Genomic DNA, 15,858 nt, shown 5'->3' on the forward strand with positions numbered 1-15,858 from the left:
ATGAAACACATTTTGACAGCCGCCGGTCTGGCGCTTGCATCTGTCGGCGCGGCCCAGGCTGCGGATGACGTGAAGCTGCAGCTGAAATGGGTGACACAGGCACAGTTCGCTGGCTATTATGTGGCCCTGGACAAGGGGTTTTATAGCGAAGAGGACCTGGATGTCACCATTCTGCCAGGTGGCCCGGATATTGCGCCAACCCAGGTGATTGCAGGCGGCGGTGCCGATGTTACCGTGGAATGGATGCCAGCCGCCCTGGCTGCGCGCGAAAAGGGCCTGCCGCTGGTCAATATTGCCCAGCCTTACAAGAGCTCGGGGATGCAGCTGACCTGTTGGAACGATACTGGCATTGCCGCACCTGAAGATCTGACAAACCGCACGCTGGGTGTGTGGTTCTTTGGCAATGAATTCCCCTTCATGAGCTGGATGAGCAAGCTTGGCATTTCCACCGAAGCAAAGGGCGAGATGGGCGTCGAGGTTCTGAAGCAGGGCTTTAATGTTGATCCGCTGTTGCAGCGTCAGGCGGATTGTATTTCGACCATGACCTATAACGAATATGGCCAGGTTCTTGATGCGGGCGTCTCTCCGGATGAGTTGATTACCTTCAAATATGAAGATCAGGGCGTCGCAACCCTGGAAGACGGTTTGTATGTTCTGGAAGAGAACCTGGAAGATCCCGCCTTTGTGGAGAAGATGCAGCGCTTTGTGCGGGCCTCTATGAAGGGCTGGAAATACGCCGAAGCCAATCCGGATGAAGCCGCGGAAATCGTGTTGGACAACGATGCTTCTGGCGCGCAGACCGAACACCACCAGAAGCGCATGATGCGCGAGGTTGCCAAGCTGACCGCAGGCAGCAATGGGGCGCTGGATGTTGCCGATTATGAGCGTACGGTGAAGACCTTGCTGGAAGGCGGCTCTACTCCGGTGATCACCAAGACGCCAGAAGGCGCATGGACCCATGTCATCTCCGATGCGGCTTTGAACTAAGTCCCGTGACTGGCTGATCTGCGCCATTTAGGGCGCTGGACAAAGTGATGAACTCCGCCGAACATTTTGGTTTGGCGGAGTTTTTTTGCGGCTTCGGTCGAGAGGTTGGGCCAGCGGTCAGGGTTGTTGCAGAAAACCGCCGTATTGGCCGCGTTTGAACACCAATCCGTTGCCGGGGCGGGAGGTGACCTGGGTGACCTCACCCAGGACGATGCTGTGATCCCCTGCTGGATGCACCTGGTACAGGCGGCAGTCAAAGCGGGCAACGGGGTTGGGCAGGGCCGGGGTCTGGGCTGGGCTTAGCTGCCAGTTGTCCTGGGTAAAGCCGTCGCCGTGCAGGGCAAAATGCTGCGCCATGTCGAACTGGTCTTCGGCCAGAACATGGATGGAAAACCGCTGTGCCGTCACAAAGGCGTCATGGCGCAGAGAGCTGCGATCCGGGCACCAGAGCAGCAGGGGAGGATCCATCGAGACCGAGGTGAAGCTGTTGACCGTGATCGCCAGCGGGCCGTTTTTGGTCAAGGTGGTGACCACGGTTACACCGGTGGCAAATGAACCCAGCGCATCCCGATAGGCCCGCAGGGTATCGGTGCCGGGCGTAAAACTGGTTTCGGACATGTCGCGCGCCTCGCTTCAGGGCTTTTTGCCTGCCTGCCATGTGCCGCCGTGATTGTCCACTGGGTTCAGGTCTTCGAGCAGGCGCCTATGGCGTTGGGTCTGCTCTATAACGTCGCGCAGGGTGGTAAAGCCGCGCGCCTGCAACAACGGGATCATTTTTACCAGAGCGGCAGCGGTGGCCTGGGCATCGCCCAATGCGGTATGACGCTGCGCCGCCGGTATGGTAATTTCCAGCCGGGCACAAAGCGCATCCAGCGTATGCGGCACCGAGGCGCCAAACAATACTGCGCTTAGCAAGACAGTATCAAGGATTGGGTGATCCCACTGCACCCCGGTGTCTTTGGCGTGGCGGCGCAGAAACGCCATGTCAAACGGTGCGTTATGGGCAACAATCACCGCATCCGTTGCAAAGTGATGAAAGGCGGCTGCGGCGGCGGTGATTTTTGGCGCATCGGCGACCATCGCGGGGCTGATACCATGAATGCGGCTGGCAGATTCCGGGATCGGGCGGCCAGGGTTTACCAGGGTGTCAAAGCGCTCGCCCGTGACCTGGCGCCCGTTCAGCACCCGCACTGCGCCGATTTGCACGATCTCGTCCCGGTGCGGCAATAGCCCGGTGGTTTCGGTGTCAAAGACCACAAAGCACTGCTGGTGCAGCGGGCGGTCTGCGATTTCATGCATCGGGCGTACAATGAGGTCAAAATCAAAGACCAGTGGCTGGACGTCTTGCGGCATGAGGACGGTGGCGGGCGCGTCAAAGATCAGAACATAGCTATCGCCCTGGCCCAGGGGTTTCAGGCAGATCGCAAAGCTCTGCGTCTTGTCGCGGCTTGCGACCTGTGCTCTGGCTTCCTGTCCGGTTTTGCGCATCTTGGTCAGGGCGGGTTCCAGCGTGTTGCGGTCCAGATAATCATACAGAGACGCGTTGAGCCGTGGCGGCGCGATCCGGGACAGAACCGTAGCAGCCTGGGCATCATAGAGCACGATGCGATGATCGGGCCCCAGCATCACGGTGGCCACCGGCATTTCGCTTAACAGCGCTGTGAGCCGTTGTTTTTCAGCTTCCAGCCGGGCGGTCTCTTGGGCAATGCTGCGTGCCGTTTGCAGGGTGTTGTCGCCTAACTGCCCGGCAAGCCCGGCCGCCGCCGGGGCAAGATCGCCAAGATAGCGCGCGGTCTGTGCGTCGATGTCGCGCGAAACGCCGCCATGGGCCTTTAGACGCATTTCCGCTGCGAGCGTCTCGATCGGTTTGGCCACATGTTCATCAAACAGAAGCCAGATTGCGGCGCAGATACCAAGACAGGCAAAGCTCGCGAGAAGCCCGGCAAAAACAAACGGATCCAGCAGCGCAGGTAGGCCTGCGCGTAGATAGCCAAGCCAAAGGCCGCCGACAAAGATCGCAATATTGCCCAAGGCAATCAGGCCAAAGAACAGGAAAATCCGCAGGCGCAGGCTCAGATGTGTCAGCATTTCATCCCTCCCGGCATAGGGTGGTCAACAGGCCGTCGTCTGCCGGTGGTGACACCCAGTCAAGCCCGCTTGTGTTGCCGCCCGGCAGAAAGCCGGTCTCGCCGGAGATCACGGCGCGCTTCCAGCCCGCGCAGTCCAGCAGGGTGCTGAGCTGGCCAATGGGAGCCCAGCGGCCAAAGAAATAGGTTTCAACCAAGTGCTGATCTGGCTGTGCCGGGTGGCTGCGCCGGGTGGAGCGGTCCAGGGCGACAAAGCGTTCGGTATAGGGAAAGACATAGGTCCAGGGACGATAGAGGCTGTGCCGCTCGACAGTTTCGGCAACCTCCAGCCCTGCAGGCAGCCCCGCCACGGTACGGCTGTACCAGCCATATTCCGAGGCCACGGTGACGCCGATCATTGCCAGGCCAGCCGCAACAGGGGCCAGCCACCGCGGCAGGCGCCCACCGCTGGAGGCATTCACCAACATCACCACGCCCGCCACGGCGATGCCGGCAAAAATCACTGCGATCAGTTCCAGAAACATCAAGGACTCCTATGGTTGTTTGGGGCTCAGCTGAGCATTGCTTTACCGTGTCCCAGCGCCGATTGCATCGTCTTTACCACGACAAAGGCATCGCGCAGGTGGCTGCGTTCAAAATCTGACAGATCGGCAGGCGCCAAATAGTTGTCGGGCACCAGTGCGTGGCGCACCCGTCGGGCCTGATGTTCCAGCCGGGTCTGGGCAATCAGATCATAGGCGTCCAGCAAATCCCGCCCGCCTCGGGGGCTGACAGAGCCCGAGGCGGCGGCCGCCTTTAGCCGGGCGCGGGTATTGACCACATTGATCCCGGCCTGCAGCGCATAGATACGCGCCAGATCGGTCACCGGCACCACGCCGTTATGTTTCATGTCCAGCCTGTTGCGGTGCTCGCCAGTGCGCAGGGTTGCAAGGCCACGCAACAGCCCAAGCGGCGGTGTGTGTTTCAGCGCGTTAGAGGCCATATGCGCGACAAAGATGGAATTGGCACTGGCGGCTGCCAGCCCTAGGGCCTGAAGCGGGGCAAACAAGGCGGTGTCCCCGCCGATGGGACGCAGGTCAAACATCACCGAGGCCAGCATCTGTGCCTCGGGGCCGGGTGTCGCAATCCAGTCCGCAAAATAGTCTTGCCAGACCTGTAGCGGCTGGCACCAGCGCGGGTTGCTGGCCATCATGTCACCGGGGCAATAGACATAGCCGCATTGGTTCAATCCGTCGCAGACAAAATCGGCCAGTCTGGCAAAATAGCGGGCCCCGTCGGTGGTGACGCTATCGGCAAGGATCAGGCAGTTGTCCTGATCAGAAACGCCAGTCTGTTCCTGCCGCCCCTGGCTACCGCAGGCCAGCCACAGATAGGGCACCGGGGCAGGGCCCAGCCTGGCCTCTGCCAGCGCAAGCAGGCGCCGGGTGACAGTATCTGCAATATCGGTGATCAACCGGGTAACCACCTCGTGCCGGTTGCCGCCCGCCACCAGCTGCACCAGCAGCTGCGGGATCTCGGCCGTTACCTGTGCCATTTCGGCAGCCGTATCGGCGCGGGCGATCCGGGCGACCAGCTCGGCCGAGGTGATGGCCTGAAACCGGGTCAGGTCCGTCTGGGTGATCATGCCAAGCAGCGCGCCGTTCTGTGTTACCGGGATATGGCCGATGTGATGTTCCATCATCGCGTGCAGCACGTCCGAGCCAAGCGCCGCAGGCGGTAGGCTAAGGGGGGCGGGGGTCATGATCTGGTCAACGGGGGTGCTGGCTGGTCGCCCCTCTGCCAGCAGCTTTTCGGTCAGATCCCGGGTGGTCAGAATGCCGAGCAGCCGGTGGTCTTCGCGGATGCAGACACAGGAAATATGGTGCTGTCGCATCAGTTGCGCCGCGCTTTGACAGCTGAGCCCCGGTGCGCAGGTCAGCGCTGGCGAGGCCATGATATCCTTTGCGCGCAGGGTGGTTAGCCCGCTTTGGCCCGCGGCCTCGGGGCGGCGGCGATCAAAAAACCGTGCCACCGCAGGTTCACCCTGCATCAGCGCGTCAAATTCGGCGCGCGGCAGCAGCAGCAGTAAACTGTCCGTCGTGGTCCGGGCAGAGGTTGCGGCGCGCCCGCCCCGCGTCAGCCCGCGTTCCCCAAAGGAATTGCGCGGCCCCAGGATCGACAGGGCCATGCCGTTCTCATCGGTGATTTCGACCTCGCCGTGATGCACCAGATAGAGCCCCTCTAGGTCTTCTCCCAGCGCATAGATCGGGGCATCTGCGGCCAGGGTCAGCAGGCGAAACTTGGGGGCCAAGGTACGCAGCTTTTCTGGTCCGAGGCTGTCATAGGGGTGAACCGAGGCAAGAAAGCGGAGCAGATCGGGTTCGGAAATCGGCATTGCACAGACCTGTTTCAAAAGGGCGACGTGAAAGAATGTCGATGCCCGCCCGAGGGGCGATCCCGGGCGGGCAGGGAATAAGAGGGACGGGCCATCAGGATAGAACCCGAGGGAGAGGCCCGTCCAGGCAGGATCAGTGATCCTGTGCCGCGCCTGCGCCACGTGGGATTCGCACGCTTTCGACCAGGTCTTTGATCTCTTGCGGGGTTTCCCTGGTGAGGCTGGCCACCAGATAGGCGGTGGCGAAGTTGACCGCAGCACCAATGGCCCCAAAGGAGGTGGATTTGATCGTGCCCAGCAGCGGGTCAGCATCGGTAAAGGAATTGGTGTCCGGAATGAATAGCCAGCCCTTGTGCAGGAAGATGTAGATCAGGGTGACACCCAGACCGGCCAGCATACCCGCTACGGCCCCGGTGTTGTTGATCTTGGTCGAAAAGATCCCCATCATCAGCGCCGGGAAGATCGAGGCCGCCGCCAGACCAAAGGCCAGCGCAACAGTCTGCGCCGCAAAGCCGGGAGGGTTGAGGCCAAGATAGGTGGCAACCGCAATGGCAACAGCCATGGCAATACGCGCCGACAACAGTTCTCCTTTTTCGGAAATCCCCGGATTGATCGATCCCTTGATCAGATCGTGCGACACAGCGGAAGAGATCGCCAGCAGCAGACCAGCCGCCGTGGATAGCGCCGCCGCAAGACCACCCGCTGCCACAAGGCCAATGACCCAAGAGGGCAGGTTGGCGATTTCAGGGTTGGCCAGCACCAGGATATCGCGGTTGAAGTTGGTCAGCTCGTTGCCGACCCAGCCCATTTCCGCCGCTTTGGCCTGCATATCCGCATTCTGATCGTTGTAATACTGGATATGGCCGTCGCCGTTCTTGTCTTCCCAGGCCAGCAGCCCGGTTTTTTCCCAGGTCGCCATCCAGTCATAGCGGGCATCGTTTTCGATCTGCTCGACTGAGACCGCCTGCGCATCTGTGCCATTGGGCCACATCATATCAGTGATATTAAGGCGCGCCATCGCACCAACCGCAGGCGCGGTGAGGTAGAGCAACGCGATGAACACCAACGCCCAGCCAGCCGACCAACGGGCATCCGCGACGCGCGGAACGGTGAAAAAGCGCATGATCACATGGGGCAGGCCGGCGGTGCCGATCATCAGCGACAGGGTAAACAGAACCATGTTGAAGGTATCGGCATGGTGAGCGGTATATTCACTAAAGCCAAGCTCACGCACAATGGCGTCCAGCTTTTGCAACAGGGGCTCACCGCTTGCGACGTGATCGCCAAACAGACCCAATGCCGGGATTGGATTGCCGGTCAGCTGCAGCGAGATGAAGATGGCCGGGATGGTATAGGCCATGATCAGCACGCAGTATTGCGCAACCTGGGTATAGGTTACACCCTTCATGCCGCCGAATACCGCGTAGGCGAATACAACACAGGCGCCGATCAGCAGGCCAGTGGTATTGGAAACCTCCAGAAAGCGGCCAAAGGCGACGCCAACGCCGGTCATCTGGCCGATCACATAGGTGGTCGAGGCGACGATCAGGCAGATCACCGCCACGATACGCGCGGTTGGGCTGTAGAACCGATCACCGATGAACTCGGACACGGTGAACTTGCCAAACTTGCGCAGATAGGGCGCCAGCAGCAGGGCCAGCAGAACATAGCCACCGGTCCAGCCCATCAGGAAGGAGGAGTTGTCATAGCCGGTAAAGGCGATGAGACCCGCCATCGAGATGAACGACGCCGCCGACATCCAGTCTGCCGCCGTGGCCATACCGTTGGTGACAGGGTGCACGCCGCGCCCCGCTGCATAAAATTCTGAGGTGGAGCCAGCACGGGCCCAGATTGCGATGCCGATATAAAGCGCGAAAGACGTGCCTACAAACAGCAGGTTGATGGTAAACTGATCCATGATTACTCCTCCTCGACGCCGAATTCACGGTCCAGCTTGTTCATGCGGAAGGCGTAGAAAAAGATCAGGGCCAAAAAGACCAGGATGGATCCCTGCTGGGCAAACCAAAAGCCCAGATCACTGCCGCCAACCGCAATACCTGACAGCATCGGACGCAGCAGGATGCCAAATCCAAATGAAACGACAGCCCAGATCACCAGGCTGACAAGAATGATCCGCACATTGGCCTGCCAATAGCCCTTATCGGCCTCGGCTGTCTGTGCAGCTTTTGTTTTATGGTCCGCCATGGCGGCTTCTCCTTCTTCCTCCAGGACCTGCAAGAGGGATCAAGCAGGCATACGCATTGGTTTGCCTGCCGCCCGGATCTTCGCAAGAAAAAGGGGCATCAGGCATGGCTCCGCCCAGCTGCTGACGCGAGTCAGCAGAATAGGTCGGGGGTTTTCGGTAGGTATGTTCAGACCCCGGCGACGTCGGCCGGGGCCTTGGGCACGAAGGCCTTAGGCAGTGGCAGCCTGGACAATTCTGGCGAGACCGCCGGAAATGTTGCTGATATCGCCCATGGCGTCGATCTTTTGCAGCGCGCCTTTGTCACCATAGTAGGTGATCAAGGGCGCGGTCTGTTGATGGTAGGCTGCCAGTCGGCTGGCAACGGTTTCGGCGGTGTCATCGGCGCGGCGGGTCATCTCGGTGCTGCCGCATTTGTCGCAGACGCCCACCTTTGCGGGCTGTTTGAAACTGTCGTGATAGCCTTCGCCACAGCCGCCACAGGTGTAACGCCCGGAAATCCGGGTCACCATGGCAGTGTCATCCACCTCCAGGCTGATGGCTGCATTGATCTTCTGGCCGGTCTCGCCCAGCAAAACATCCAGCGCTTCGGCCTGAACCGTGGTGCGCGGAAAGCCATCCAGAATGACGCCCTTGGCGCAGTCGGGTTCGCCAAGGCGGTCTCGCAGGATGTTGATCACGATTTCATCCGAGACCAGACCGCCCGCTGCCATCACCGCTTTGGCAGCCTTGCCGGCCTCGGTGCCTGCGGCCACAGCGGCGCGCAACAGATCGCCGGTCGACAGCTGCACCAGGCCGAAGCTCTCTTGGAGAATACGGGCCTGGGTGCCCTTCCCGGCGCCAGGGGGGCCGAGAAGAATCAAGACAGCAGGGCGGGTCATTACGTCGGTTGTCATGCTGTGATACTCCTTATTTCGCCCGGTTGGCGATCAGATCATCGACCACCGAAGGGTCGGCCAGGGTCGAGGTGTCGCCAAGCGCGCCAAAGTCGTTTTCGGCAATCTTACGCAGGATCCGGCGCATGATCTTGCCCGAGCGGGTTTTTGGCAGGCCAGGGGCCCATTGGATCACATCAGGGCTGGCGATGGGGCCGATTTCGGTCCGCACCCAGGTGCGTAGCTCTTTCACCAACTCATCCGATGGCTCGCGGTCGTTCATCAGAGTGACATAGCAATAGATGCCCTGGCCCTTGATATCATGCGGATAGCCCACCACGGCGGCCTCGGCGACGGCGGCATGGGCCACCAGCGCGCTTTCGACTTCGGCGGTGCCCATCCGGTGCCCCGAGACATTGATCACATCATCAACGCGACCGGTGATCCAATAGTCGCCATCCTCGTCGCGGCGACAGCCATCCCCGGTAAAGTAATAGCCTTTGTAATCCGCAAAATAGGTCTTCTGAAAGCGCTCGTGATCGCCCCAGACGCTTCGCATCTGGCCAGGCCAGCTGTCCTTGATACACAGCACCCCTTCAACCCCGTTGCCGGTGATCTCTTCACCAGACTGCGGGTCCAGCACCACGGGTTCAATGCCAAAGAAGGGCTTCATCGCAGAGCCGGGTTTGGTGGCATGGGCGCCGGGCAGCGGGGTCATCAGATGGCCGCCGGTTTCGGTCTGCCACCAGGTGTCAACGATGGGGCAGCGACCGCCGCCGACAACGTCATTGTACCAGTTCCAGGCCTCTGGGTTGATGGGTTCCCCCACGGTGCCCAGCAGGCGGAGCGAGGAGAGATCGCATTTTTCGACCCATTCATTGCCCTGACCCATCAGCGCGCGCAGCGCAGTGGGGGCGGTGTAGAACTGGTTGACCTTGTGCTTTTCGCAGACCTGCCAGAAGCGGCTGGCGTCTGGGTAGGTTGGCACGCCTTCGAACATCAGGGTGGTGGCGCCATTGGCAAGGGGGCCATAGACGATATAGCTGTGGCCAGTGACCCAGCCCACGTCAGCGGTACACCAGTAGATGTCTCCGTCGTGGTAATCAAAGGTGATCTCATGGGTCATCGCCGCATAGGTGAGGTAGCCACCGGAGGTGTGAACCACGCCTTTGGGCTGGCCGGTGGAGCCAGAGGTATAAAGCACAAAGAGCGGGTCTTCGGCGTTCATCTCTGCGGGTTTGCAGTAGTCGTTCGCCTCCAGGGCCATCTCGTTGTAATCGAAATCGCGCCCGTCGATCCAGGTGGTCTGGCCGCCAGTCCGTTTCACAACCAGGCATTTCACGGAATCCTTACAGTGCAGCAGCGCCGCATCTGCGTTGGATTTCAGCGGTGTCTTGCGACCGCCGCGTGGGGCCTCATCCGCGGTGATCAGCACCTTGGCGTCTGATCCGTTGATCCGCGCCGACAGTGCATCAGGGCTAAAGCCGGCAAAGACAATCGAATGGATCGCGCCGATCCGCGCACAGGCCAGCATGGCATAGGCGGCCTCGGGGATCATCGGCAGGTAGATCACCACCCGGTCGCCTTTGCGCACGCCCATGGTTTCAAGGATATTGGCCATGCGGCAGGTGCGGCGGTGCAGTTCCTTGTAGGTAATATGCTGGGCTGCTTCATTCGGATCATCGGGTTCAAAAATGATCGCGGTCTGGTCGCCACGGGTCTCCAGATGGCGGTCGATGCAGTTGGCCGATACGTTCAGCGTGCCATCGCCGTACCAGTTGATCGAGACCTCGCCAAAATTGAAATTGACATCCTTCACCGTGGTGAAGGGTTTGATCCAGTCGATGCGTTTGCCTTGCTCGGCCCAGAAGGCTTCGGGATCCTTGAGCGAGGCGGCATACATTTCCTCGTATTTTGCGCTGTCGACATGGGCGCGGGCGACGGTGTCCGCGGATGGTGCGTGGGGCTGAGCCTGGGGCTGCGGTGTCATGCTGTGTTCCTCCCTGATAGTCTGTCGGCGTATCGCCTGTCGGAATGACCCCACAACCAGTGGGCGTGACTGTCAAACCGTTTCCTTCCCTGGCGCTGATAATAGGGCGCGCAGAAAATAAGTGAATAAGATCCGGTAAAATAACGGTTTGCTTGTAAATGAATTTCCGCAGAAGGGCGAGCGTTGAAAATTTGTCACCAAAACGTCAGAAAAATCCTTTGTGAATATGGGAATTATTAGTCAACGTGACGCGGCCGCAGGATCTGAAGATTTGTGAAATTTATCGACCAAACCGCCTGCATTCAGATTCTTTTCGCCGCAAGAGGCTGCGGCATTTTGTTCCCCTGATCGCTGTTTGCGCTAAAATTTCGGCCCGGTCGGGTGCGCAACTTTGTTGCGCCCAGGCGGAAGGCCGTGAACGGATTGTAGGTAACCCAGCCTGCATGGCTGGTGCAACCCGACAGGAAAGCGAGGAATTCTCTATTTTGGGCGGCGCTGCGGGCTTGGCAGTATTGTCAGATAGAGTTAGCGTACCGGCAAGCGCCTGCACCCTGGCCGCTGCCAATATGGCGGCTGGGTGGCGACAGGCGCAACATGGGAGATGAATATATGAAGACGATTTTGACGGCCGCTGTGACGGTTGCGGCCAGCTTTGCATTGGTTGGGGAAGCCGCTGCGACAGAATGGAATGTTTCGGTCTGGGGCAAGCGCCGCGCCTTTACTGAGCACGTTGAAAAACTGGCAGAGCTTGTCAGCGCCAAAACGGATGGCGAGTTCACGCTCAACATCAGCTACGGTGGCCTGTCCAAAAACAAAGAGAACCTCGACGGGATCTCGATCGGTGCCTTTGAAATGGCGCAGTTCTGTGCCGGCTATCACCGTGACAAGAACCCCTCGATCACCGTGCTGGAACTGCCCTTCCTGGGGGTGAATACCCTGGAAGAGGAAGTGGCCGTTAGCCATGCGGTCTATAACCATCCTGCGGCGCAGAAAGATCTGGCGCGCTGGAATGCAAAGCTGCTGATGACCAGCCCAATGCCGCAGTACAACATCGTTGGCACGGGCGAACCCCGCGATACCGTGGCTGATTTCAAGGATATGCGGGTGCGTGCCACCGGCGGTATCGGCCAGGCCTTTTCCGCAGTTGGTGCTGTGCCCACCTCGGTTACCGCGACCGAGGCCTATAACGCAATGGAATCCGGTGTTGTCGATACCGTGGCCTTTGCCCAGCACGCCCATCTGTCCTTTGGCACGATCAACCGCGCCGAATGGTGGACAGCCAACCTGAATCCCGGCACCGTGAACTGCCCGGTTGTGGTCAACACCGATGCCTATGACGCGCTGAGCGATGCTGAGCGTGAAGCGCTCGACAGCTCTGTTGATGAGGCCATCGCACATTACCTGGAAAACTATGGTGCCTTGCTGGCAAAGTGGGACCAGGTCCTGGAAGAAAAGGGCGTCACCAAGGTAATGATGTCCGAGGAAGAGCTGGCAAACTTCCGAACCACCGCCGCAGATCCGATCCGCGAACAATGGATCAAGGACATGGAAGCCCAGGGAATTCCCGGTCAGGAACTTTATGACCTGGTGATCAAGACCCTCACCGACACCCGCGCAGGCAACTAAGCTAGGGCGCTGGACGATACGGGGCTGAGAGACATCACTCTCGGCCCCGTTTTTGGTTTTAGAAAACTCTCTCTATAGAAAGGAGAGCCCATGGCGGGAAACGCCGCGGTGCTGGAAGATGGTAGCCTGATCAGCCGTCTTGACCGCAAATTGCTACATGTCGAGAAGGCCCTGGCGCTGCTGAGCGGCCTGGCTGTCTTTTCACTTATGCTGCTGGCCGTTGTCTCGGTTGGCGGGCGCAACGCGCTGAATGCGCCCTTGCCGGGCTATGTGGACTGGATCGAACAGGCCATGCCGTTGATCGCCTTTATGGGCATTGCCTTCGTGCAACGCGATGGCGGCCATATCCGCATGGATATCGTCATTGGTGCGCTGCGTGGTCGGGCGCTTTGGTTGTTTGAGCTGGTCTCTATCCTGTTGATCCTTGCGCTGATGCTGGCCCTGGTCTGGGGAAGCTGGTCACATTTCACTCGGTCGTTTGATTTTGCTGCGCCACTCTGGAGCCGCGACAGTTCAATTGATATCGGCCTGCCCATCTGGCCCGCGAAACTGCTGGCGCCAGTGGCCTTTTCAGTGCTTTGCCTGCGCCTTGTGCTGCAGGCCTGGGGCTATGGCCGGGCGATGGTGCTGGGGCTGGAAAATCCCCCTGCGGTGCCAATGATTTTGGATGCAGCGAAACAGGCCGCAGCAGAGGCCGAACAGCTGGTTGGCCATGAAGATGATGACGCAATGAGCGGGCGGGGGTAACGGGCATGGAACCAATTGAAATTGGCCTTTGGGTCACCGGCTTTTTGCTTGTGCTGGTTGTTGTTGGCATGCGGGTTGCCTTTGCCGCTGGTCTGGCGGGCCTGGTTGGGCTTGTCTGGATCTTCTGGGCTAAATTCGGCTACAGCCCGGATAAATTTGGCAAGGCGCTGACCGTGTCGGTCAAGATTGCCGGGCAGGTGCCGCATTCCAAGGTTTCCAGCCAGGCGCTGAGCCTGATTCCAACCTTCATCCTGATTGGCTATCTGGCCTATTACGCCGGCCTCACGCGGGCGCTGTTTGAAGCGGCCAAACGCTGGATTGCCTGGCTGCCGGGCGGGCTTGCGGTATCGACCGTTTTTGCCACTGCCGGATTTGCAGCGGTGTCGGGGGCGTCGGTTGCGACCTCGGCGGTCTTTGCACGGATCGCCATCCCGGAAATGCTGGCAATTGGCTATAACAAACGTTTTGCAGCGGGGGTTGTGGCAGCAGCCGGAACCCTGGCTTCGCTGATCCCGCCTTCGGCGATTCTGGTGATCTATGCCATTATCGTGGAACAGGACGTGGGCAAACTGCTGCTGGCTGGCTTTATTCCCGGCGCCTTTAGCGCGGTGGTTTATGTGCTGCTGATTGTTGGCATTGCGATGGTCTTCAAGAACGTCGGCCCGCCCGTCACCGGTTTCACCTGGCGTCAGCGTTTTGAAGCGCTGCCCGGGGCGCTGCCGATCGTCTTTGTCGTCGTGATCATCATCTGCTTTGTCTACAACCCCTTTGGCGGCGATGCTTGGGGAACCCCAACCGAGGGCGGCGCGTTGGGGGCCTTTGTGGTCTTTTGCATGGCGCTGTGGCGCGGCATGCGCTGGGGAGAGTTCAAATCGGCGCTGCTGGAGACGGCCAAGCTTACCGTGATGATCTTTACCATCATCTGGGGCGTGCTGATCTATGTCCGCTTTCTGGGCTTTGCCGATCTGCCGGGGGCCTTCTCTGACTGGATTACCAGTCTTGAGATGTCGCCTATGGTGATCCTGATTTGCATCCTGTTGGCCTATGCCGTGCTGGGGATGTTCATGGATGCCATTGGCATGCTGTTACTGACCCTGCCGGTGGTCTACCCGGCGGTGATGGCGTTGAATGGCGGCGAGAGCGTCGCGGCGGCGGATAGCGCCTTTGGCATGTCAGGGCCGATGTGTGCGATCTGGTTTGGCATTCTGGTGGTGAAAATGGCCGAGTTCTGCCTGATTACGCCGCCGATTGGTCTCAACTGTTTTGTTGTGGCCGGGGTGCGCGATGATCTGAGCGTGCAGGACGTATTCCGCGGCGTGATGCCCTTTTTCATCGCCGATGGGGTGACGATTGCGCTTCTGGTGGCCTTCCCCGCGATCGTTCTCTACCTGCCAAGCCTGGCACAGTAGCAAGACCTCCCCCTTAGGGGGTAAGAAGGGCGGCATGGGTTTGCCCCATGCCGCCCTTTTCCATGCCTGCTGGACTGTTTGATGCACTCGACTGTGCGTGCGCTTGGCCCTTTGCGCACATGGCCGGGAATCGCAGGGCAATGGATCAGATCGCCCGCTTGCTCCCCATGTGAAAAGGGTCGTGGGGGAGGCCCTCGCTCGTTTTCAAGCTAAATTGCTATGGATGGATATGAAACATCACCTCTTGCTCCCCTGTGTGCAAAATGGGGTGAAAAATTCGGTGACAAATTGAATCCATGGTGGATCTCATCCAACCAAAAAAGCCACCAAGCTGTTGAGCTTGGTGGCTTTTTATGGCTCCGGCGGTAGGGATCGAACCTACGACCAATTGATTAACAGTCAACTGCTCTACCGCTGAGCTACGCCGGAACGGTCCGTGCGATATAGCGAGGGGGATTGGGGAGGTCTAGGGGGGGAAGCCGATTTTTTGAAAAAAGTTTCGTCAGCCAAGCCGGTGGAACAGAGCGCCCTCTGTCAGCTTGTCCTGGGGGCGGACTTTTGCCCGGCTGGTCAGGTCGACAAGATGGGCAAGGACATTGCGTTCTGCTGCGGCCAGCAGCGCTGTCGGGGTGTCGCTGTACATTGCGCGTGCCAGCTCGGCCGGGGTGGCCGGGGCGCGTTGCAGATGGGCGAGGATTTCCGCCTCGCGGTTCTGCCGGTGGCTGATCAGCCAGTCCAGTCGCGCCTGTGGATCGGTGATTTCGCCGCCGTGGCCGGGGTAGAACACCCGCCAATCCCGATCACGCAGCCGGGCGCAGGAGGCCATGAAATCGGTCAGATCGCCATCGGGTGGCGAGACCAGAGAGCTGGCCCAGCCCATGACATGATCGGCGGTAAAACAGGCGTCATTCAGGGCCAGGGCGATATGGTTGCCCAGATGGCCGGGGGTGTGAATCACCTCAAGCTGCCAGCCAGGTGCGCTCAGGCATTGCCCATCCGCCAGGGTGATGTCGGGGGTGAAGCCCATATCGATGCCTTCGCCGCCGCTGCGCATCCCGGCGGCGACGAGGTTTTGCATGATGGGGCTGCGCCCGGCGCTGGCACCACCAAAGCCATAGGTGGGGGCTCCACAGCGGGCCGAAAGGGCGGCGGCAAGTGGCGAATGATCCAGGTGGCTATGGGTGACGATGATATGGCTGATCTCTTGCCCCGGCAGCAGCGCTGCCAGGATGGCCTCTAGGTGGGCGGGCATTTCGGGGCCAGGGTCGATCACCGCGATCTGGCTGGTGCCGACAAGATAGGTATTGGTGCCGCGATAGGTCATCGCAGAGGGGTTGGGCGCAAGCAGGCGCCGTACGCCTGGTTCTAGCTGCTCTGGCTGACCGGGGATCGGGTCAAAATCATCAGGAGCCTGCATGTGTTTCTGCCTTGATTGGGGCCGCTTGGGGCCGCGGTGAACCTATGCGCGCCCGGGCCAGGACATCGCCCGGTCCTGTCGACGCGGACCGGGTCCCTCTGCCAGAGTGGGCGCTGTGATTTAGCGGCCTTCACACGGGGGGC

Annotated in this window: 13 protein-coding genes and 1 tRNA gene; 4 read left to right on the forward strand and 10 right to left on the reverse strand. The window is 60.0% G+C overall.

The features are described 5' to 3' along the window. Complete coding sequence (locus ACN0VH_RS00580; RefSeq protein ID WP_278922486.1) at positions 1-987, forward strand: ABC transporter substrate-binding protein; 987 nt, start codon at positions 1-3, stop codon at positions 985-987. 117 nt (positions 988-1,104) lie between these two features. On the opposite strand, the gene ACN0VH_RS00585 is transcribed toward ACN0VH_RS00580, so the two are convergent. The 8 genes from ACN0VH_RS00585 to acs form a co-directional block, all read right to left on the reverse strand. Next, positions 1,105-1,605: a flavin reductase family protein gene (locus tag ACN0VH_RS00585; protein ID WP_278922485.1), complete on the reverse strand. Its 501-nt coding sequence runs from the start codon at positions 1,603-1,605 to the stop codon at positions 1,105-1,107. A gap of 15 nt (positions 1,606-1,620) precedes the next feature. Then, complete coding sequence (locus ACN0VH_RS00590) at positions 1,621-3,075, reverse strand: 3'-5' exonuclease (protein ID WP_417699120.1); 1,455 nt, start codon at positions 3,073-3,075, stop codon at positions 1,621-1,623. Between the two features lies 1 nt (position 3,076). Beyond that, on the reverse strand, positions 3,077-3,598 hold the full coding sequence (locus ACN0VH_RS00595; RefSeq protein ID WP_278922483.1) for a hypothetical protein: 522 nt from the start codon (positions 3,596-3,598) through the stop codon (positions 3,077-3,079). A 26-nt stretch (positions 3,599-3,624) separates the two neighbouring features. Beyond that, positions 3,625-5,448, reverse strand: coding sequence for a DUF294 nucleotidyltransferase-like domain-containing protein (locus tag ACN0VH_RS00600; protein ID WP_417699121.1), 1,824 nt, complete (start codon positions 5,446-5,448; stop codon positions 3,625-3,627). A 133-nt stretch (positions 5,449-5,581) separates the two neighbouring features. Beyond that, entirely contained in the window at positions 5,582-7,366 is a 1,785-nt protein-coding gene (locus ACN0VH_RS00605; RefSeq protein WP_278922481.1) for a sodium:solute symporter family protein, read from the reverse strand. Positions 7,367-7,368: 2 nt separating this feature from the next. Further along, positions 7,369-7,653 (reverse strand): DUF4212 domain-containing protein, encoded by a 285-nt coding sequence (locus ACN0VH_RS00610; RefSeq protein ID WP_278922480.1) that lies wholly within the window; start codon positions 7,651-7,653, stop codon positions 7,369-7,371. A gap of 210 nt (positions 7,654-7,863) precedes the next feature. Beyond that, the gene (locus tag ACN0VH_RS00615; protein WP_278922479.1) at positions 7,864-8,547 is read right to left on the reverse strand and encodes an adenylate kinase; all 684 of its coding nucleotides are present in this window, start codon (positions 8,545-8,547) and stop codon (positions 7,864-7,866) included. A gap of 13 nt (positions 8,548-8,560) precedes the next feature. Then, positions 8,561-10,516 carry an acetate--CoA ligase gene (gene acs / locus ACN0VH_RS00620; protein ID WP_278922478.1) on the reverse strand — a complete coding sequence of 652 codons (1,956 nt, stop codon included), beginning with the start codon at positions 10,514-10,516 and terminating at the stop codon, positions 8,561-8,563. Positions 10,517-11,125: 609 nt separating this feature from the next. On the opposite strand from acs, the gene ACN0VH_RS00625 reads away from it, so the two are divergent. The 3 genes from ACN0VH_RS00625 to ACN0VH_RS00635 all read left to right on the forward strand — a co-directional run bounded on the left by ACN0VH_RS00625 (position 11,126) and on the right by ACN0VH_RS00635 (position 14,298). Continuing rightward, positions 11,126-12,142: a C4-dicarboxylate TRAP transporter substrate-binding protein gene (locus ACN0VH_RS00625; RefSeq protein WP_278922477.1), complete on the forward strand. Its 1,017-nt coding sequence runs from the start codon at positions 11,126-11,128 to the stop codon at positions 12,140-12,142. Positions 12,143-12,232: 90 nt separating this feature from the next. Continuing rightward, positions 12,233-12,889 (forward strand): TRAP transporter small permease subunit, encoded by a 657-nt coding sequence (locus ACN0VH_RS00630; protein WP_278922476.1) that lies wholly within the window; start codon positions 12,233-12,235, stop codon positions 12,887-12,889. Between the two features lie 5 nt (positions 12,890-12,894). Beyond that, positions 12,895-14,298: a TRAP transporter large permease gene (locus ACN0VH_RS00635; RefSeq protein WP_278922475.1), complete on the forward strand. Its 1,404-nt coding sequence runs from the start codon at positions 12,895-12,897 to the stop codon at positions 14,296-14,298. A gap of 354 nt (positions 14,299-14,652) precedes the next feature. Here ACN0VH_RS00635 and ACN0VH_RS00640 read toward each other — a convergent pair. Then, a tRNA-Asn gene (locus tag ACN0VH_RS00640) sits at positions 14,653-14,727 on the reverse strand. A 73-nt stretch (positions 14,728-14,800) separates the two neighbouring features. Then, entirely contained in the window at positions 14,801-15,715 is a 915-nt protein-coding gene (locus ACN0VH_RS00645) for an MBL fold metallo-hydrolase (protein ID WP_278922474.1), read from the reverse strand. Positions 15,716-15,858: the final 143 nt, after the last annotated feature.

It is taken from the genome of Pseudophaeobacter sp. (genome assembly GCF_048267565.1).
GTDB lineage: Bacteria > Pseudomonadota > Alphaproteobacteria > Rhodobacterales > Rhodobacteraceae > Pseudophaeobacter > Pseudophaeobacter profundi.

Coding starts and splice junctions, on each gene's coding strand:
- ACN0VH_RS00580 (WP_278922486.1), top strand. CDS start 1: ATGAAACACATTTTGACAGCCGCCGGTCTGGCGCTTGCATCTGTCGGC.
- ACN0VH_RS00585 (WP_278922485.1), bottom strand. CDS start 1,605: ATGTCCGAAACCAGTTTTACGCCCGGCACCGATACCCTGCGGGCCTAT.
- ACN0VH_RS00590 (WP_417699120.1), bottom strand. CDS start 3,075: ATGCTGACACATCTGAGCCTGCGCCTGCGGATTTTCCTGTTCTTTGGC.
- ACN0VH_RS00595 (WP_278922483.1), bottom strand. CDS start 3,598: ATGTTTCTGGAACTGATCGCAGTGATTTTTGCCGGCATCGCCGTGGCG.
- ACN0VH_RS00600 (WP_417699121.1), bottom strand. CDS start 5,448: ATGCCGATTTCCGAACCCGATCTGCTCCGCTTTCTTGCCTCGGTTCAC.
- ACN0VH_RS00605 (WP_278922481.1), bottom strand. CDS start 7,366: ATGGATCAGTTTACCATCAACCTGCTGTTTGTAGGCACGTCTTTCGCG.
- ACN0VH_RS00610 (WP_278922480.1), bottom strand. CDS start 7,653: ATGGCGGACCATAAAACAAAAGCTGCACAGACAGCCGAGGCCGATAAG.
- ACN0VH_RS00615 (WP_278922479.1), bottom strand. CDS start 8,547: ATGACAACCGACGTAATGACCCGCCCTGCTGTCTTGATTCTTCTCGGC.
- acs (WP_278922478.1), bottom strand. CDS start 10,516: ATGACACCGCAGCCCCAGGCTCAGCCCCACGCACCATCCGCGGACACC.
- ACN0VH_RS00625 (WP_278922477.1), top strand. CDS start 11,126: ATGAAGACGATTTTGACGGCCGCTGTGACGGTTGCGGCCAGCTTTGCA.
- ACN0VH_RS00630 (WP_278922476.1), top strand. CDS start 12,233: ATGGCGGGAAACGCCGCGGTGCTGGAAGATGGTAGCCTGATCAGCCGT.
- ACN0VH_RS00635 (WP_278922475.1), top strand. CDS start 12,895: ATGGAACCAATTGAAATTGGCCTTTGGGTCACCGGCTTTTTGCTTGTG.
- ACN0VH_RS00645 (WP_278922474.1), bottom strand. CDS start 15,715: ATGCAGGCTCCTGATGATTTTGACCCGATCCCCGGTCAGCCAGAGCAG.